We start from the raw sequence: 16,599 nt of genomic DNA, 5'->3' as shown, positions 1-16,599 counted from the left end.
GCAGAAGCTCCGTGCAACACTGGGAGACTGCCTGCGAGCGCGCGCCCAAAGGCGTAGGCTTGTGGGTGGTACGGCTACGGAGCCCACACCCCTGGCCCGTTTTCCACCGTGCTCGACTACGAACGAGAGGAAGTCGCATTGGCTGAACGCACGGAGGCCGCCGGACAGGCAGGCCCCGCAGGAGATTTCGGTGCGAACGCCTGGCTCGTCGATGAGCTGTGGAAGCAGTTCCAGGTGGACAAGAACTCGGTGGACAAGTCCTGGTGGCCGGTCCTCGAGCGCTATGGCTCGCAGCAGAGCCCGTCCACCTCCGCTTCCCCCACATCGGAGCAGGCGTCACAGCCCCAGGCCTCGTCCGCGCCCGCACAGGCAGCGGCACAGGCGCAGGCACCGGCACAGGCACAGGCGCCGACCCCCACGACGCCGATCCCGACGGTTCCTGGCGGTGCGACTCAGCAACCGGCCCAGCAGCCATCGACTGCCCCAGCCCACGGCGCCGCGCCGGCGACGGGCCCGGTCAGCACCATGACGCAGCCGGCGCGCACCACGAATGTCGCTCCGCGCATCGCACCGATCCCGGCCGACGCCCCGCGCACGACCCCCACGCCGAAGGCCGATGCGGACGACAAGCAGGACGAGGTCACGCCGCTGCGCGGCATGGCGCGCTCGCTGTCCAAGAACATGGACATGAGCCTCTCGGTGCCGACCGCGACGAGCGTGCGCACGATCCCCGCGAAGCTCCTCATCGACAACCGGATCGTGATCAACAACCACCTGCGCCGCAGCCGCGGCGGGAAGGTCTCGTTCACGCACCTCATCGGCTGGGCGCTCATCAAGTCGCTCGGCGAGTTCCCGAGCCAGAACGTCTCCTACGCCGACGTCGATGGCAAGCCCTCGGTCGTCGCCCCTGCCCACGTCAACCTCGGCATCGCGATCGACATCCCGAAGCCCGACGGCACCCGATCCCTCCTCGTCCCGTCGATCAAGCGCGCGGAGACGCTCGACTTCAATGAGTTCCTCGCGGCGTATGAGGACCTCGTCAAGCGCGCTCGCGACAACAAGCTCGGCGCGGCCGACCTGCAGGGCACGACGATCTCGCTCACGAACCCGGGTGGCATCGGCACGGTGCACTCGGTGCCGCGCCTCATGCCCGGTCAGGGCTGCATCATCGGAGCGGGCGCGCTCGAGTACCCGGCCGAGTTCCAGGGCGCCTCCGAGGAAGTTCTCACGCGCCTCGGCATCTCGAAGACGATCACCCTCACGAGCACCTACGACCATCGCGTCATCCAGGGCGCGGGATCCGGCGAGTTCCTGAAGCTCGTGCACGAGCGCCTCATCGGCGGCCACGGCTTCTACGAGGAGATCTTCGCCGCGCTCCGCATCCCCTACAAGCCCGTGCAGTGGGCCTCCGACATCCACGTCGACATCTCCGGCGCCGTCGACAAGACGGCCCGCGTCCAGGAGCTCATCAACTCGTTCCGCGTCCGCGGCCACCTCATGGCCGACGTCGATCCGCTCGAGTACGTGCAGCGCTCGCACCCCGACCTGGAGATCGAGTCGCACGGCCTGACCTTCTGGGATCTCGACCGCGAGTTCGTGACGGGCGGCATCGGCGGTCAGCGCACGATGAAGCTCCGCGACATCCTGGGCGTCCTGCGCGACTCGTACTGCCGCAAGATCGGCATCGAGTACATGCACATCCAGGATCCGGCCCAGCGCCTGTGGCTGCGCGAGCAGCTCGAGGTGCCCTACGCCAAGCCGAGCACCGAGGAGCAGATGCGCATCCTCGAGAAGCTCAACGAGGCGGAGGCGTTCGAGACCTTCCTGCAGACGAAGTACGTCGGCCAGAAGCGCTTCAGCCTCGAGGGCGGCGAGTCCGTGATCCCGCTCGTCGACGCGATGCTCATCGACGCGGCTGAGGACGGCGTCGACAGCGTCGACATCGGCATGGCCCACCGCGGCCGCCTGAACGTGCTGTCGAACATCGCTGGCAAGACCTACGGCCAGATCTTCCGCGAGTTCGAGGGGGCCCAGACCGCGAAGGGCGGCTCGGGCGACGTCAAGTACCACCTCGGCACCTCGGGCGTCTTCACCGCGCCGAACGGCACCCAGGTGCCCGTGCACCTCGCGGCGAACCCCTCGCACCTCGAGACCGTCGACGGCGTGCTCGAGGGCATCGTGCGCGCGAAGCAGGATCTGAAGCCGATCGGCTCCTTCACGACGCTGCCGCTGCTCATCCACGGCGACGCCGCGATGGCCGGCCAGGGCGTCGTCTACGAGACGATGCAGATGTCGCAGCTGCGCGGATACCGCACGGGCGGCACGATCCACATCATCATCAACAACCAGGTCGGCTTCACGACGCTCCCCATCGACTCACGCAGCGCCGTGTACTCCTCGGACGTCGGCAAGGTCGTGCAGTCCCCGATCTTCCACGTGAACGGCGACGATCCCGAGTCGGTCGTGCGCGTGGCGCGGCTCGCCTACGAGTTCCGCCAGCGCTTCCACAAGGACGTCATCGTCGACCTCGTCTGCTACCGCCGACGCGGCCACAACGAGGGCGACGATCCGTCGATGACGCAGCCCCTCATGACCGACCTCATCGAGGCGAAGCGCTCGACCCGACGCCTCTACACGAGCGCGCTCGTCGGACGCGGTGATATCACCGAGGAGCAGTACGAGAAGGCGAAGCAGGACTTCCAGTCCCGCCTCGAGCTCGCGTTCCAGGAGACGCACGCCGCGCAGACCGGCTCGATCCCGATCATCGACAACAGCGGTATCGCGGTCGTGCAGGAGGCTGGCGGCCCCGGCCCCGCCCCGCTCGACACGGCGGTCCACCGCACGGTCATCGAGCGCATCGGCGACGCGCACGGTAACAAGCCCGAGGGCTTCAACGTGCACCAGAAGCTGCAGCAGCTGCTCAACAAGCGCGTCGAGATGAGCCGCCAGGGCGGGATCGACTGGGGCTTCGGCGAGCTGCTCGCGCTCGGCTCGCTCCTCATGGAGGGCACGGCGGTCCGCTTCGTCGGCCAGGACGCGAGGCGCGGCACCTTCGCGCAGCGCCACGCGGTCTTCCACGACCGCGCGAACGGCCAGGAATGGATCCCGCTGCTGAACCTCTCCGAGGATCAGGCCCGGTTCTGGATCTACGATTCCCTGCTCTCCGAGTACGCCGCCCTCGCCTACGAGTACGGCTACTCGCTGCAGCGTGAGGACGCGCTCGTGCTCTGGGAGGCGCAGTTCGGCGACTTCGCGAACACGGCGCAGGCCGTGATCGACGAGTTCATCTCCTCGGCCGAGCAGAAGTGGGGCCAGCAGTCCTCCGTCGTGATGCTGCTCCCCCACGGCTACGAGGGCCAGGGCCCGGATCACTCGTCCGCGCGGATCGAGCGCTACCTGCAGCTCTGCGCCGAGGACAACATGATCGTCGCCCGCCCCTCGACCCCGGCGAACTACTTCCACCTGCTCCGCCGCCAGGCGTACGCGCGGCCGCGCAAGCCGCTCATCGTCTTCACGCCGAAGCAGATGCTGCGCCTGCGCGGCGCGACCTCGCCGGTCGAGGAGTTCACCGAGGGCACCTTCCAGCCCGTGATCGACGACCCGCAGGTCGCCGGCCGCGAGGGCATCGAGCGCGTGATCCTCGTGTCGGGCAAGACGTACTACGACCTGCGCGGCGCCCTCGACAAGAACCCGGACTCCCGGATCGCGATCGTGCGCGTCGAGCAGTTCTACCCGATCCCCGCGCCCCAGCTCGGCCGGATCCTCGCCCCCTACTCGGGCGCGGAGCTCGTCTGGGTGCAGGACGAGCCGGAGAACCAGGGCGCGTGGCCGTTCATCTCGCTCGAGCTCTCGAAGCACCTGAAGAACGACCGGATCCGCGTCGTCTCGCGCTCCTCTTCCGCCGCACCGTCGACGGGATCCGCCAAGGTGCACGCGGTCGAGCAGGAGGCCCTCATCGCGCGGGCGCTCCGCTTCGACGGCGAGGACTAGGCGGCGCGCGTGCAGCGACCGGCCCTCGGGCGGGCGCGGGGTCGCGGCTTCGCGCCCGCGCTCGTGCCCGCCGCGCCGCTCCGTGCGGTGCTTCCCGGTCCCGCCCGGTCCCGACGGGGCCGATCCCGACCGGCCCCGTCCTTGAGTTGACCCAAACTGACGCCTACTGCACTCCAGGAGGCACTTTGGGTCAACTTAGCGCGCGAGGGGCGGTCGGGAGGGCCGCCAGGTCCGCCATTCTCGGTTGAGTTGACCGAAAGTGACGGCTACTGCACTCCAGGAAGCACTTTGGGTCAACTCAAGGACGGACGGGGCGGCGCGGGCGGCATGGCCGCGTGGCGGGCGGCGCGGGCGGCGGGCGCCTCGCGTGTGACCGCCGCGAAGCGGTCCGCGAGACCGCCCCAAATCTCCGCGAGGCTCGGCTCCGCGGCGCGCACCTCCGCGACGACTTCGGCCTCGTCGAGTCCGAGCACCTCGAAGCCCTCGCGGTCCTCGTCGACCCACTCTGCGGCGGTGCGGCCCAGGGCTTCGGGGTGGAACTGCACACCCCACGCGGCGTCGCCGAGGCGAAAGGCCTGATTACGGCACGCAGGGCTCGACGCGAGCACGCGGGCTCCCGCGGGCAGCCCATCGGCCTCGAGCCAGTGCCACTGCACGGCCTGCACCGTGCGGCCAGCGAGCGGCCCGAACAGCGGGTCGCCCTCGGCGCTCGGCACCACGTCGATCCCGAGCAGGCCGACCTCCGGCCCACCTGGCATGGTGCGCACGTTGCCGCCCGTCGCCGTCGCGAGCATCTGCGCGCCGAGGCAGATCCCGAGCGTCGGGATCCCGCGCTCGACGCCCTCGACGAGGAGCGCGCGCGTGGCGGGCAGCCACGGCGCCTTGTCGTCCTCGGTGGGCCCCATCGCGCCGCCGAGCACGATGAGCGCGTCGTACCCATCAAGCGAGGTCGGGATCGTGCGGCCCGCCTCCGGACCCACCGTCTCAATCGCGACGCCACTCTCGGGTCGCGAGAGGCGCTGCCCAAAGAGGCCGAGGCCCGCGTTCTCCTGGTGCTCGACGACGAGCACGCGCGGTTCAGTCATTCGTGTTCCTCCCTGATCATGCGCCCGAGCCCGCTCGACGAGCCAGTCGAAGAGCGCCTGTTGCAGCGGGTCGGAGGCTGCGGTGTCCTCCGGATGCCACTGTACTGCGCCGAGCTCGGCCGACTCGTGCTCGAGCGCCTCGACGGTGCCGTCGTGCGCAATCTCGACGACGCTAGAGAAGAGACGGTAGGTCCGGAAACGCTGAGTACTGCGGCGAGCGCCGAGTCGGCTTCGAGCGAGAACGGCAGCCGCGGGACCTGCGGCCGCGGCACGTGCGTCCCGTAGACTGTGGGCCAGCGCTGCCGACGCATACCTGACGTCGACGGCGCTTGGTGTCCACCCACACTGCGAGGAGTGAACGATGACGACGTGGCGCATGCCGATCGAGGGGCACGAGCAGGAGCGCCTCTGGCTCGCCTGGCCGACGAGCGGATACACGCTCGGCGAGACCGAAGCCGAGGTCGAGGAGGCGCGGACCACCTGGGCGGCCGTCGCGAACGCGGCGAGCGAGTTCGAGCCCGTAACGGTCGTGGTGAACCCCGGCGACGAGGCCGTCGCCGCCAAGTACCTGTCCGCCCAGATCGACCGCATCGTGGCCCCGCTCGATGATGCCTGGATGCGCGACATCGGGCCGAGCTTCGTGATCGGCGACGACGGCACCCTCGGCGCCGTGAACTTCGTGTTCAACGGCTGGGGCGGGCAGTCGTGGGCCAGCTGGCAGAACGACCAGCACATCGGCCGGATCGTGGCGGAGGCCGCCGGCGCGACCCTCATCAACTCCCAGATGACGAACGAGGGCGGCGGGATCCAGGTCGACGGCACCGGGCGCGTCGTGCTCACCCGCACGGTGCAGCTCGATCCCGGCCGAAACCCGGGCTGGACCGAGGCGCGCGTCGAGGAGGAGCTCGCGCGCACGATCGGCACGACGAGCGCGCTGTGGCTGCCCCGCGGGCTCACGCGCGACCACGAGACCTTCGGCACGCGCGGGCACTCGGACATCCTCGCGGCATTCGCCACGCCCGACGTGCTGCTCATGCACCGCCAGGACTCGCAGTCGCACCCCGATCACCTGATCGCAAAGACGAACCGTGGCGTGGCCGAGCGCTACAAGAACGACACCTCGGGCGGCTTCGAGATCATCGACCTGCCCGCGCCGACGACGCTGCGCGACGAGGAGGGCTTCGTCGACTACAGCTACATCAACCACGTCGTGCTGAACGGTGCGGTGCTCGCGTGCTCGTTCGCAGATCCGGCGGACGACGCGGCGCTCGCGATCCTGCGCGAGGTGTACCCGGGCCGCGAGGTCGTCGGGATCGACGCCCGCCCGCTGTTCGCCCGCGGCGGCGGCATCCACTGCATCACCCAGCAGCAGCCCAAGCTCTAATCCGCCGGTCGTCCGGGCGGGCCCTGCGGCCCCGCCCCACCTTGCCGGTTCTGCGCTCCATGTGCGGTTTCGCCGTGCGAATTCAGGGGGTCGTGTGAACACCTTGATGGGTTAGGTGGAACTGGATGGTTCAGAAGCGGCGTACGCGGAAGGTGTTCCGGTCGCAAGAGATCTTTTTTTGGGGGCGGATCCGGGCCGGGGATACTCGGCAGCAGGCGTCACTGGCGGCGGGTTTCCGCCCGGCGCATGGTGACTTCTTGTTCCGGCATGCTGGTGGGATGGTGCCAAGGCAGACCCCCGTGATTCATTCCAGGTATCTCTCGCTCCGGGAACGCGAACGCATTCTCGGGGGAGTTTCTCGGGGCGACTCGATTCGGCAGATCGCACGCGATCTGGGGAGGTCTCCCTCGACGGTGTGGAACGAGCTGCGACGTAATCGTGGCAGGGCCCCCATGTATCGGCCCAAGCGCACCACCCGCCCACCAACATCGACGGACTGGTACTCGCCCTCTTTGGCCCAACGACAAGCCGAGCGCCGGCTCGCGCGCCCGAAGCCAGGGAAACTGCAGCAGCATCCCCGGCTTGAGTTTCTGGTGGCCTCGCGCCTTAAGCTTGGGCATTCCCCGGCCCAGATAATGCAACGATTGCGTATGGACTTTCCTGACGATCCATCGATGCAGATCTCACACGAAGCGATCTACCGGTCGATTTATGTGCAGGGCAAGGGTGAGCTTCGTCGTGAGCTGGCAGGGTGCTTGCGCAGTGGCCGGGCACAACGGGTGCCCCGGGAGCGTACCCGTCAACAGCATGAGGGTCATGGCCCCGGGAAGATCCCGGGCATGGTCATGATCTCCGAACGGCCCGCCGAAGTGGAAGACCGTGCGGTTCCGGGGCATTGGGAAGGGGACCTGATCCTCGGAAAGGATGGCCGCAGTCAGATCGGCACCCTCGTGGAACGGTCGACCCGGTTCGTGATCCTGCTCCACCTGCCCAAGCGGCGAGACGCGGTCACGGTCGCGAACGAAATGATCCGACAAATGGGGCACCTCCCCGATCATCTCCGACTCTCCGTCACCTGGGACCAAGGCAAAGAACTCTCAGACCACGCCCGGATCGCACGAGAACTCGAGTTACGAGATGGCGTGTTCTTCTGCGACCCGCACTCGCCCTGGCAACGAGGCACGAACGAGAACACGAACGGACTCCTCCGCCAGTACTTCCCCAAAGGGACCAAGCTCAATGGGTACAGTCAGGACTACCTCAACGCCGTCGCCGCAGAACTCAACGGCCGCCCCCGGAAAACCCTCAACTGGCACACCCCAACAGAAGCCCTCAGTAAACTACTGCAGATCGAATAAAACACGCGTGTTCACACGATCCCCTGAACTCGCCCCGCGATAGATCACACATGGAGCGCAGAACCGGCAAGGGCGCTCAGGGCGGTGCGGACCGCGGAGAGGGCCGGATGGGCGCCGGCCGCGGCGCGCGCCGCCGTGAAGATCGTGCGGTGCGGGTCGCCCTCGAGCGGCAGCAGCCGGATCCTCGGCTCCCCCATGTAGTGCACGAGCCCGGGCAGCAGCGCGACCGCGTTGCCCGACTCGATGAGCCGCAGGTGCGCCTGGAGATCCGCCGTCTCGTACCGGATGTCCGGATCGAAGCCCTCGCTCCGGCACGCCTGCAGCGCCCAGTGGCGTGAGGCCGCCCCCTCGGGCTCCATCACCCATGGCAGTGAGGCGGCGTCCGCGAGCGACTCCACTCGCGCGAACTCGGCGTCGGCAGCAGAGGCGGCCGGCAGCCCGAGCATGATCCGGTCCCGCGTGAGCGGCTCCCGATCCAGCCCCGGAAAGTGCGGGGCGGCGTGCCCCGGATACTGCTCGGCGACCACGAGGTCGAAGCCGCGCGCCCACGTCTCCTTGAGCCCGGCGGCCGGCTCGTGCTGCACCATCTCGACCCGCAGGTGCGGGTGCGTCTCGCGCAGCCGCCTGAGCGTCTGCGGCAGCATCGCGAGGAGCGCCGTCTGAAACACCGCGATCCGCACCGTGCCCGAGACCTCGGCGTGCGCGCTGTGGAGCGCCGCCTCGGCCCGCTCGAGCCCCGCGAGCAGATCCTCCGTCTCGGCGACGAGCGCCTCGGCGGCAGGGGTCAGCTCGAGCGTTCGCCCCGTCTTGCGCAGCAGCGGTACACCCGCCTCCCGCTCGAGCAGCGCGAGCTGCTGCGACACCGCGGACGGGCTGTAGCTGAGCGCCTCGGCGACCGCGACGACCGTGCCGCGCACGCTCAGTTCCCACAGCAGCCGCAGCCGTTTCATGTCGAGCATCGCGAGCCTCCAAACAATTAAGTTTTTCTGAACTCTACAGCACAGAAACAATCGCTTTACTTCATTCTTCCGGAGCGGGACACTTGCGATGAACGAACGCACCACCGCGCAGCACCGCAGATGAACGAACAGATTGAAAGGCCGAAGATGCCCGCTCCGACCACCGCCGTCGCCGTACGACCCCAGGACCTTGCGGAGGACGCGATCACGCTCGTCCGCCGGTGGCTCTCGGAGGCGGCCCAGATCCCCGCGGACGCGTCCGCGGCCCGGCTCGCGGGCGTGCTGAAGGATCCGAACGGCCTCGACTTCACGGTCGGCTTCGTCGACGGCGTCGTGCGCCCCGAGGATCTCGACGTCGCGGCGAAGAAGCTGAAGGACCTGGTCCCGCTCACCCCCGCGTTCCTCCCCGCGCCGATGCGCGGCGCGATCGGCCTCGGCGGCGCCTTCGCGAAGCCGCTGCCCGGGATCGTCGTGCCGATCGCCCGCCGGGTCCTGCGCCAGATGGTGAGCCACCTCATCATCGACGCGAGCGACGCGAAGCTCGGCCCCGCGATCGCGAAGATCAAGCGCGACGGCGTGCGCCTCAACATGAACCTGCTCGGCGAGGCGATCCTCGGCCAGGGCGAGGCCGAGCGCCGCCTCGCTGGCACCCACAAGCTGCTCGAGCGCCCCGACGTCGACTACGTCTCGATCAAGGTTTCCTCGACCGTCGCGCCGCACAACCACTGGTCGTTCGACCAGGCCGTCGATCACATCGAATCCCAGCTCGTGCCCCTCTTCGAGAAGGCGGCGAAGGCCAGCCCGAAGAAGTTCATCAACCTCGACATGGAGGAGTACAAGGATCTCGACCTCACGATTGAGGTCTTCACCCGGATCCTGGATCGCCCCGAGTTCCTGAATCTCGAGGCCGGGATCGTGCTGCAGGCCTACCTGCCCGACGCGCTCGCGGCGATGATCCGCCTGCAGGAGTGGTCCGCGGCCCGCGTCGCGCGCGGCGGCGCCCCCATCAAGACCCGCGTCGTGAAGGGCGCGAACCTGCCGATGGAGCTCGTCGACGCCGCGATCCACGGCTGGCCCCTCGCCACCTGGGACACGAAGCAGGGATCCGACACGAGCTACAAGGCCGTGCTCGACTACGCCCTCCATCCGGAGCGCGTGAAGCACGTCCGCGTCGGCGTCGCTGGCCACAACCTCTTCGACGTCGCCCTCGCCTGGCTGCTCGCGAAGGCGCGCGGCGCCGAAAGCGGCGTCGAGTTCGAGATGCTGCTCGGCATGGCGACCGGACAGGCGGAGGCGGTGCGCCGCGAGGTCGGCGGCCTGCTCCTCTACGTGCCGGTCGTGCACCCCGAGGAGTTCGACGTCGCGATCGCCTACCTGATCCGCCGCCTCGAGGAGGGCGCGAGCCAGGAGAACTTCATGTCAGCCGTGTTCGAGCTGAACGACAGCGCTCCCCTGTTCGAGCGCGAGAAGGAGCGCTTCCTCGCCTCGCTCGCAGACCTCGCCGCCATCACGGCGGACGGCGATCCCGAGCACTTCGACGTCCCGGCCCCGAATCGGACGCAGGATCGCCGCGCGTACGACGAGGCCGGCGCAGAGGCACGCGTCGACGCCCTCGTCGCCGGCGGCTACGCCGCCTTCGAGAACACCCCGGACTCGGATCCGGATCTGCCGGGCAACCGCGCCTGGGGCCGCGGGATCGCGGACCGCATGGTCGCGTCAGAGCTCGGCAACGAGACCGTCGCGGCCTCCCAGATCGGGCACATCGCGACCCTCGACGCCGCGATCGAGCGCGGCATCGCGGCGTCGGACGGCTGGCGCGCCCTCGGTGCGGACGAGCGCGCCCGGATCCTGTACCGCGCGGCCGAGCGCCTCGAGGCGCGCCGCGGCGACCTCCTCGAGGTCATGGGCTCGGAGTGCGGCAAGACGCTCGACCAGGGCGACCCCGAGGTCTCCGAGGCGATCGACTTCGCGAACTTCTACTCGGCGCTCGGCCAGGAGCTCGCGAGGGTCGAGGGCGCGGTCTACGAGCCGTCGCGCCTCGTCGCCGTGATCCCGCCGTGGAACTTCCCGGTCGCGATCCCCGCGGGCGGCACGCTCGCCGCGCTCGCTTCGGGATCCGCGGTCATCATCAAGCCCGCGGCCCAGTCGGCCCGCTCCGGCGCCGTCATGGTCGAGGCGCTGTGGGAGGCCGGCGTCCCCCGCGACGTGCTGCAGATGGTGCAGCCTGCCGACCGCGCGCTCGGCTCGGCGCTCGTCTCGGATCCGCGCATCGATCGCCTCATCCTGACGGGCGCGTACGAGACCGCGGTAACCTTCCGCGAAATGCGCTGTGACCTGCCGATCCTCGCCGAGACGAGCGGCAAGAACGCGATCATCGTGACCCCGAACGCCGACCTCGACCTCGCGGCGAAGGACGTCGCCCAGTCGGCCTTCGGGCACGCCGGGCAGAAGTGCTCCGCGGCCTCGCTCGTGATCCTCGTGGGCTCCGTCGCGACCTCGAAGCGCTTCCGCAACCAGCTGCTCGACGCCGTCCGCTCCCTCAAGGTCGGCACCCCCGAGAACCTTGAGACCCAGATGGGGCCCGTGATCGCTGCCCCCGCCGGCAAGTTGCTGCGCGGGCTCACGCAGCTCGAGCCCGGCCAGAGCTGGGCGATCCAGCCGCGCGAACTGCCGAGCGACAGCCCGCTCGCGCTCGACCGCGACGGCAAGAACAAGCTGTGGAGCCCGGGCGTGCGCGCGGGCGTCGCGCGGGGCAGCGAGTACCACTTGACCGAGTACTTCGGCCCGATCCTCGGCATCATGACCGCGAAGACCCTCGACGAGGCGATCGACATCGTCAACGACATCGACTACGGCCTCACGAGCGGCCTGCACTCGCTCGACAGCGACGAGCTCGCGACCTGGCTGCGCCGGATCGAGGCCGGCAACCTCTACGTGAACCGCGGGATCACGGGCGCGATCGTGCGCCGCCAGCCCTTCGGCGGCTGGAAGAAGTCCGCGATCGGCGCCGGCACCAAGGCCGGCGGCCCGAGCTACCTCTACGGCCTCGGCGAGTGGCACGACCAGGCGCCGACGGGCTCGGCTCGCTCGCCGCGCGCCGCGGCGGCCCAGCTGCTCGCGTCCGCGGAGCGCTCCGGTCTCGCCGAGGGCGACGTCTCCTGGCTGCGCGCGGCGCTCGGCAGCGACGCCGCCGCGTGGGAGAGCGAGTTCGGGGTCAACCGCGACGCCTCGCAGCTCGGGATCGAGCGCAACGTGCTCCGCTACCTGCCCGTTCCCGTCACGATCCGCGCGACGGCCGACGCCGCCCAGCACCACGTGATCAGGGCCGTTGCGGCCGGCCTCGCGGCCGGCGCCTCGCCCGAGCTCAGCACCCCGGTCGCGCTGCCGCAGCCCGTGCAGTCCGCGCTGCAGTCGGCCGGCGTGCGCGTCCACTTCGAGGACGACGACGCCTGGACGAACCGCCTCGGCGCGCTCGCCGCCCGCAAGGGGCCGCAGGCCTCCGCGCGCGTGCGGATCGTCGCAGGCGACTCGCGCCCCGCGGCCGTCGCGGCGGCGCACGAGGCCACCGGCGGCAAGCCCGACGTCGCGATCTACGGCGGCGAGGTCGTCTCCGCCGGACGTGTCGAGATGCTCCCCCACCTCCACGAGCAGGCGGTGTCGATCACGGCGCACCGCTTCGGAACCCCGAACCATCTGAGCGATAGGGTCATCTGATGACGAAATGGATCCGGTCTACCGACTACCACACCGCGGGCGAGCCGTTCCGGATCCTGAGTGACGACGCGCCGGTGCCGCAGGGCACCACCGTCGGCGAGCGCCGGATCTCGGCGATCGCCGACGGCGCCGGCGCCGACACCCTGCGCGCGATGCTCTGCAGCGAGCCGCGCGGGCACGCCGACATGTACGGCGGCTTCATCGTGCCGCCGAACCCGGTCGCCCCGGGCGAGGAGGCCTCCCACTTCGGCGTGCTGTTTTGGCACAAGGACGGCTTCTCGACGGCGTGCGGCCACGGCACGATCGCCCTCGGCGTGTGGGCGACCGACACGGGCCTCGTCGAGTCGGATCCCGACGGCCTCACCGAGGTCAGGATCGACGTGCCCTCCGGGCCCGTCTCGGCGTTCATCGAGCGCCGCGGCGGGCGCCTCGTGCGCGCAACATTCCAGAACGTGCCCTCGCATGTGATCGCGCGCGGGATCCCGGTGCAGACCTCGCGCGGCGAGGTGCCGGTCGACATGAGCTTCAGCGGCGCGATCTACGCCTCCGTGCGGGCCGCCGCGCTCGGGCTCGAGGTCACGCCCGAGAACTACACCGAGCTCATCAAGCTGGGCCGCGAGATCAAGTGGGCGCTGAACGACTCCCCGGAGGCGCAGCACGCCGAGGATCCGAGGCTGTCCGGCGTGTACGGCACGATCCTGTTCGACGACCTCGGCCGCGGGCCGCTCGGCCCCCGCCAGCGCAACGTCACCGTCTTCGCCGACGGCGAGGTCGACCGCTCGCCCTGCGGATCCGGCACCGGCGCGCGCGTCGCGCTGCTCGCCGACGAGGGCGTCATGGCCCAGGAGGACGCCCTCGAGCACCGATCGATCGTCGACACCGCGTTCGGCGCCCGCTGGACCCCCGGGCCCGCGCGCGCCGACGGCTCGCGCACCTTCGTCCCCCGCGTCTCGGGGACCGCCTACCAGACGGGCGAGCACCGCTTCATGCTCGACCCCGAGGACGAGCTCGGCGTCGGGTTCACGCTGCGGTAGCTGATCCGGGGCCGCGCTTGGCGGCGCTCGCTCCGTATTCTGCGCTCGCTCCGTTGAATTCGGCCGTTTCCAACGGAGCGAGCGCAGATTACTGAGCGACGGCCGGCGGCGAGCGGCGCTCGCTGTAAGCTAACGACGAACTCTGTCTAGGTAACCACGCGTCCTGCTTGCACAATCGCAATGCGTGCACTCTCGTCCCACAGTGCAGATGCATCCTCTATCGGGTCCCCCGAAAGCAGCACAGCGTCGCCGTAGCTTCCATGCCGGAGGTTTCCCGCGAGCGGATCGCAGATGAGTTCAGCGTTGGTCTCCGTCATTGAACGGAGCGTCTCGAGCGCACCTGCAGCCTCGGCCTGCAGACGAATCCCGCACAGCTGGTCGTCCTCCAGCTCCCCCATGAGGTCGCTCCCGAACCCTACGCTGACCCCTGCGGCGAGCGCGAGCCGCACGGCGTCCTGTCCCTTCGACAAGACCTCGGTGTTCTTGGCGAGCGAGGTCTCGTTGAGCCCGATCTCCGCTCCTCTGCGGTCCATGGCATCGTAGGCAGCAAGCGTCGGCACGAGAAAGGCCCCGTGAGCAGCCATGAGATCTGCGGTTTCGGCATCAATGAGGTTGCCGTGCTCGATCGACCGGACGCCATTCTCGATCGAGTGGCGGACTGCCTCGGGTGAGTAGGCGTGCGCCGCAACGTATGAGCCGCGCCGCGCAGCCTCCTCGGTGACCGCACGCACTTCCTCGGGTGAGTACTGCGGGATCCTGATCGGGTCTGCAAGCGAGAACACTCCGCCCGAGGTCATGATCTTGATCGCATGCGCTCCCGTGCGGAGCCGCTCGCGTACCGCGACCCGGAGTGCGTCGGCGCCATCAACAACCTCGCACATGTGGCCGTGTGAAAAACAAATGTCGACGTGTTGCGCACGCGGGTCTCCATGCCCGCCGGTCTGGCTCAGTGCGGGACCGGTAAACAGGTAGCGCGGTGATGGAAAGATCCCGGCACCCACGGCGCGCTGCAGACCAATGTCTCCGCCCGCGACGTCGCGAACCGTGGTGAAGCCCCGTCGCAGCGCACGCTCGAGTCGCCTGCTGCCGTTGATCGCAGCGAAACTCAATGGCCCTCGCTCGTTTTCCAGACCATCCATGCTCGTCGCATAGGCATGGAAGTGCGCGTCGATGAGCCCCGGAATGACCCAGCGGCCCGAGCCATCAACACGCTCAGCCGCTGGATCGGGGGTTTCGGCGACGAGACCGTCGACGATCGCGAGTTCGCGCTCCTCAAATCCGGTCTCGGCGCCGCCCCAAACGCGGGCCCCCACAATAGTCAGTGATCCGCCCACTGCACGAACCCTCCTCTTTCTCGCTTCTGGATCGAACCTAGCCGCGGAGATCCGCTGTCCGCTCGGCGTCGACGGTGAACTCAGGCGTGACCGCGACCCCGTAGGAGCGCTCGGCGGCCTCGACAGAGACGAATCCATTGCGCACGTCCTTCGCGACGGCCTCGGGATCCCGCCGAGTCGGGTCGCCATAGCCGCCCCCGCCGCCCGTCGCATTCACGAGCACGTCACCAGCGTCAAGCAGGTTGTAGCTCCCGCCCTGCACCTTCTCCCGCGGGGTGCCAGGGTTGAGCACGATCTGGTTGGGTTGCCCTTCGTCTCCGCCAGCGATCGACCACGGAGCTGTTTTCGTCTTGTAGACGAGGCAGATACCGGTCGAGGGCGCGGTAAAACGATAGGAACGGCTCACGCCAACGCCGCCACGGAATTCTCCGGCCCCACCGGTATCGGTGCGGTAACCATAGTGATCAATAATCATTGACGACTTCGCCTCAAGCACCTCGACCGGGTTGTTGCGGCAGCCGGGCTCCGACAGATGCATGATCCCGTCCTCGCCATCATGCGTCGCGCTGCCACCAAATCCGACTGCCTCATTCGTGGCCTCCTGCCACGGCTCGCCAGTGCGGGGGTTGACACCGAGCCCCATCATTGAGCAAACATCACCCCCGGAGCATGCCGGAACGAGCTCTGGCATGCCTTGCGCAAGCGCCTTCAGGATCACCTCACCCGCGAGGAGCCCCGTCCACAGGGTGAAGGTCGGCATAGGAGGCACGGCATGCATGACGGAGCCAGGCACCGTGACGACTCGCAGGGGGGCGAAGTTTCCAGCGACCACCGGTGAGTCTGGGGTCGTGAGCGATTTGAAGATCAGGCTCGAAAGCGCTGCGGTCTGCCCCGGCGGCAGGTTGATCGGACCCTCGACGTTCTCTGCGCTTCCGGTCCAATCGACCACCATCTCCTCGTCAGACACCGTCACCGTGCATTGAAGCTTGACGAGTTGATCCTTGTTGATACCGTCGTCATCGACATAGTCGACCGCGGTCCATGTTCCCTTCGGGAGCTTCTCAAGAGCGAGCCGAGCGAGGCGCTCGCCATGCTCGTTGATGGTCTGCATCGCCTCGGTCAGCGTTTCGATGCCATACCGTTCTGCGAGCTCCTGGGTGCGACGCACACCCGTGACCACCGCGGAGACCTGCGCCTGGATGTCGCCGATCGTGTGCTTCGGCATCCGGCTGTTGAATCGGATGATGTTGAACACATCCTCGTTCCGTTCGCCGCGCCGATAAAGCTTGGAGGCGGGCAGCATGAGTCCCTCCTGCGCTTTGTCCGTCGAGTCGAGCACATATCCCGGGTCTTTCTGATTCAGATCCGTAATGTGAATGCGGCAGGACGCGAAACCGATGAGCTGGTCTCCGGCGTGCACCGGCGCAAAGACCAGCGGATCAAGGGTGTGCGCACTGGACCAGTACGGGTAGTTGATGATGAAGACATCGCCCGGCTCCATGGTGTCAACTCCCAGGAATTCCATGGAGTGCTTGATGCCGGCATCGTTGCCTCTGGTAAACACCGCGATCCCTGGGGCGTCGGCCACGACATCGCCGTTCGCATCATGAATGCCGATGCCATAGTCGTGGATCTCGTACACCACCGTGTTGAAAGCGGTGCGGCAGAGGTTACGCGCGGTTTCCTCTGCTGCGGCCAGCAAGCCGTGCCTAATGATCTCTGTGGTGATTGCGTCGGCCAT

Annotated in this window: 10 protein-coding genes; 6 read left to right on the top strand and 4 right to left on the bottom strand. The window is 68.6% G+C overall.

Annotation, left to right across the window (positions count from 1 at the left end; genetic code table 11):
* The first annotated feature begins 138 nt into the window (after nucleotides 1–138).
* The gene (locus ACOPJ3_RS06285) at nucleotides 139–3,990 is read left to right on the top strand and encodes a multifunctional oxoglutarate decarboxylase/oxoglutarate dehydrogenase thiamine pyrophosphate-binding subunit/dihydrolipoyllysine-residue succinyltransferase subunit (protein ID WP_427870978.1); all 3,852 of its coding nucleotides are present in this window, start codon (nucleotides 139–141) and stop codon (nucleotides 3,988–3,990) included.
* Between the two features lie 293 nt (nucleotides 3,991–4,283).
* Here the strand turns inward: ACOPJ3_RS06285 and ACOPJ3_RS06280 are convergent, their stop codons facing one another.
* Nucleotides 4,284–5,075, bottom strand: a complete 792-nt coding sequence (locus ACOPJ3_RS06280) for a type 1 glutamine amidotransferase (protein ID WP_427870977.1) — start codon at nucleotides 5,073–5,075, stop codon at nucleotides 4,284–4,286.
* Nucleotides 5,076–5,168: 93 nt separating this feature from the next.
* Between ACOPJ3_RS06280 and ACOPJ3_RS06275 the strand changes: the two genes are divergently transcribed.
* The 3 genes from ACOPJ3_RS06275 to ACOPJ3_RS06265 all read left to right on the top strand — a co-directional run bounded on the left by ACOPJ3_RS06275 (nucleotide 5,169) and on the right by ACOPJ3_RS06265 (nucleotide 7,817).
* On the top strand, nucleotides 5,169–5,360 hold the full coding sequence (locus ACOPJ3_RS06275) for a hypothetical protein (protein WP_427870976.1): 192 nt from the start codon (nucleotides 5,169–5,171) through the stop codon (nucleotides 5,358–5,360).
* A 76-nt stretch (nucleotides 5,361–5,436) separates the two neighbouring features.
* Nucleotides 5,437–6,459, top strand: coding sequence for an agmatine deiminase family protein (locus ACOPJ3_RS06270; protein WP_427870975.1), 1,023 nt, complete (start codon nucleotides 5,437–5,439; stop codon nucleotides 6,457–6,459).
* Nucleotides 6,460–6,584: 125 nt separating this feature from the next.
* Nucleotides 6,585–7,817 (top strand): IS30 family transposase, encoded by a 1,233-nt coding sequence (locus ACOPJ3_RS06265; RefSeq protein ID WP_427870974.1) that lies wholly within the window; start codon nucleotides 6,585–6,587, stop codon nucleotides 7,815–7,817.
* Between the two features lie 44 nt (nucleotides 7,818–7,861).
* On the opposite strand, the gene ACOPJ3_RS06260 is transcribed toward ACOPJ3_RS06265, so the two are convergent.
* Nucleotides 7,862–8,776, bottom strand: a complete 915-nt coding sequence (locus ACOPJ3_RS06260) for a LysR family transcriptional regulator (RefSeq protein WP_427870973.1) — start codon at nucleotides 8,774–8,776, stop codon at nucleotides 7,862–7,864.
* Nucleotides 8,777–8,896: 120 nt separating this feature from the next.
* Between ACOPJ3_RS06260 and ACOPJ3_RS06255 the strand changes: the two genes are divergently transcribed.
* Entirely contained in the window at nucleotides 8,897–12,490 is a 3,594-nt protein-coding gene (locus tag ACOPJ3_RS06255; protein ID WP_427870972.1) for a proline dehydrogenase family protein, read from the top strand.
* Nucleotides 12,490–13,524, top strand: a complete 1,035-nt coding sequence (locus ACOPJ3_RS06250; RefSeq protein ID WP_427870971.1) for a proline racemase family protein — start codon at nucleotides 12,490–12,492, stop codon at nucleotides 13,522–13,524. The genes ACOPJ3_RS06255 and ACOPJ3_RS06250 overlap by 1 nt, the downstream gene beginning before the upstream one ends.
* Before the next feature lie 146 nt (nucleotides 13,525–13,670).
* Here ACOPJ3_RS06250 and ACOPJ3_RS06245 read toward each other — a convergent pair whose 3' ends face one another.
* Together ACOPJ3_RS06245 and ACOPJ3_RS06240 are read right to left on the bottom strand one after the other, a co-directional pair.
* Complete coding sequence (locus ACOPJ3_RS06245; protein ID WP_427870970.1) at nucleotides 13,671–14,858, bottom strand: amidohydrolase family protein; 1,188 nt, start codon at nucleotides 14,856–14,858, stop codon at nucleotides 13,671–13,673.
* A 37-nt stretch (nucleotides 14,859–14,895) separates the two neighbouring features.
* Nucleotides 14,896–16,599, bottom strand: a complete 1,704-nt coding sequence (locus ACOPJ3_RS06240; protein WP_427870969.1) for a hydantoinase B/oxoprolinase family protein — start codon at nucleotides 16,597–16,599, stop codon at nucleotides 14,896–14,898.

Origin of the sequence: Leucobacter luti (genome assembly GCF_050310065.1) — a bacterium.
GTDB classification, from domain to species: domain Bacteria; phylum Actinomycetota; class Actinomycetes; order Actinomycetales; family Microbacteriaceae; genus Leucobacter; species Leucobacter luti_B.
Note: the sequence above shows the minus strand (reverse complement) of the source record. Positions and strands in the feature narration are given on the sequence as shown.

What these genes read in the sequence shown, in the direction of transcription:
- ACOPJ3_RS06280 (WP_427870977.1), bottom strand. Translation starts at nt 5,075, where the DNA reads ATGACTGAACCGCGCGTGCTCGTCGTCGAGCACCAGGAGAACGCGGGC.
- ACOPJ3_RS06275 (WP_427870976.1), top strand. Translation starts at nt 5,169, where the DNA reads ATGCCACTGTACTGCGCCGAGCTCGGCCGACTCGTGCTCGAGCGCCTC.
- ACOPJ3_RS06270 (WP_427870975.1), top strand. Translation starts at nt 5,437, where the DNA reads ATGACGACGTGGCGCATGCCGATCGAGGGGCACGAGCAGGAGCGCCTC.
- ACOPJ3_RS06265 (WP_427870974.1), top strand. Translation starts at nt 6,585, where the DNA reads ATGGTTCAGAAGCGGCGTACGCGGAAGGTGTTCCGGTCGCAAGAGATC.
- ACOPJ3_RS06260 (WP_427870973.1), bottom strand. Translation starts at nt 8,776, where the DNA reads ATGCTCGACATGAAACGGCTGCGGCTGCTGTGGGAACTGAGCGTGCGC.
- ACOPJ3_RS06255 (WP_427870972.1), top strand. Translation starts at nt 8,897, where the DNA reads ATGAACGAACAGATTGAAAGGCCGAAGATGCCCGCTCCGACCACCGCC.
- ACOPJ3_RS06250 (WP_427870971.1), top strand. Translation starts at nt 12,490, where the DNA reads ATGACGAAATGGATCCGGTCTACCGACTACCACACCGCGGGCGAGCCG.
- ACOPJ3_RS06240 (WP_427870969.1), bottom strand. Translation starts at nt 16,599, where the DNA reads ATGGCCGACGCAATCACCACAGAGATCATTAGGCACGGCTTGCTGGCC.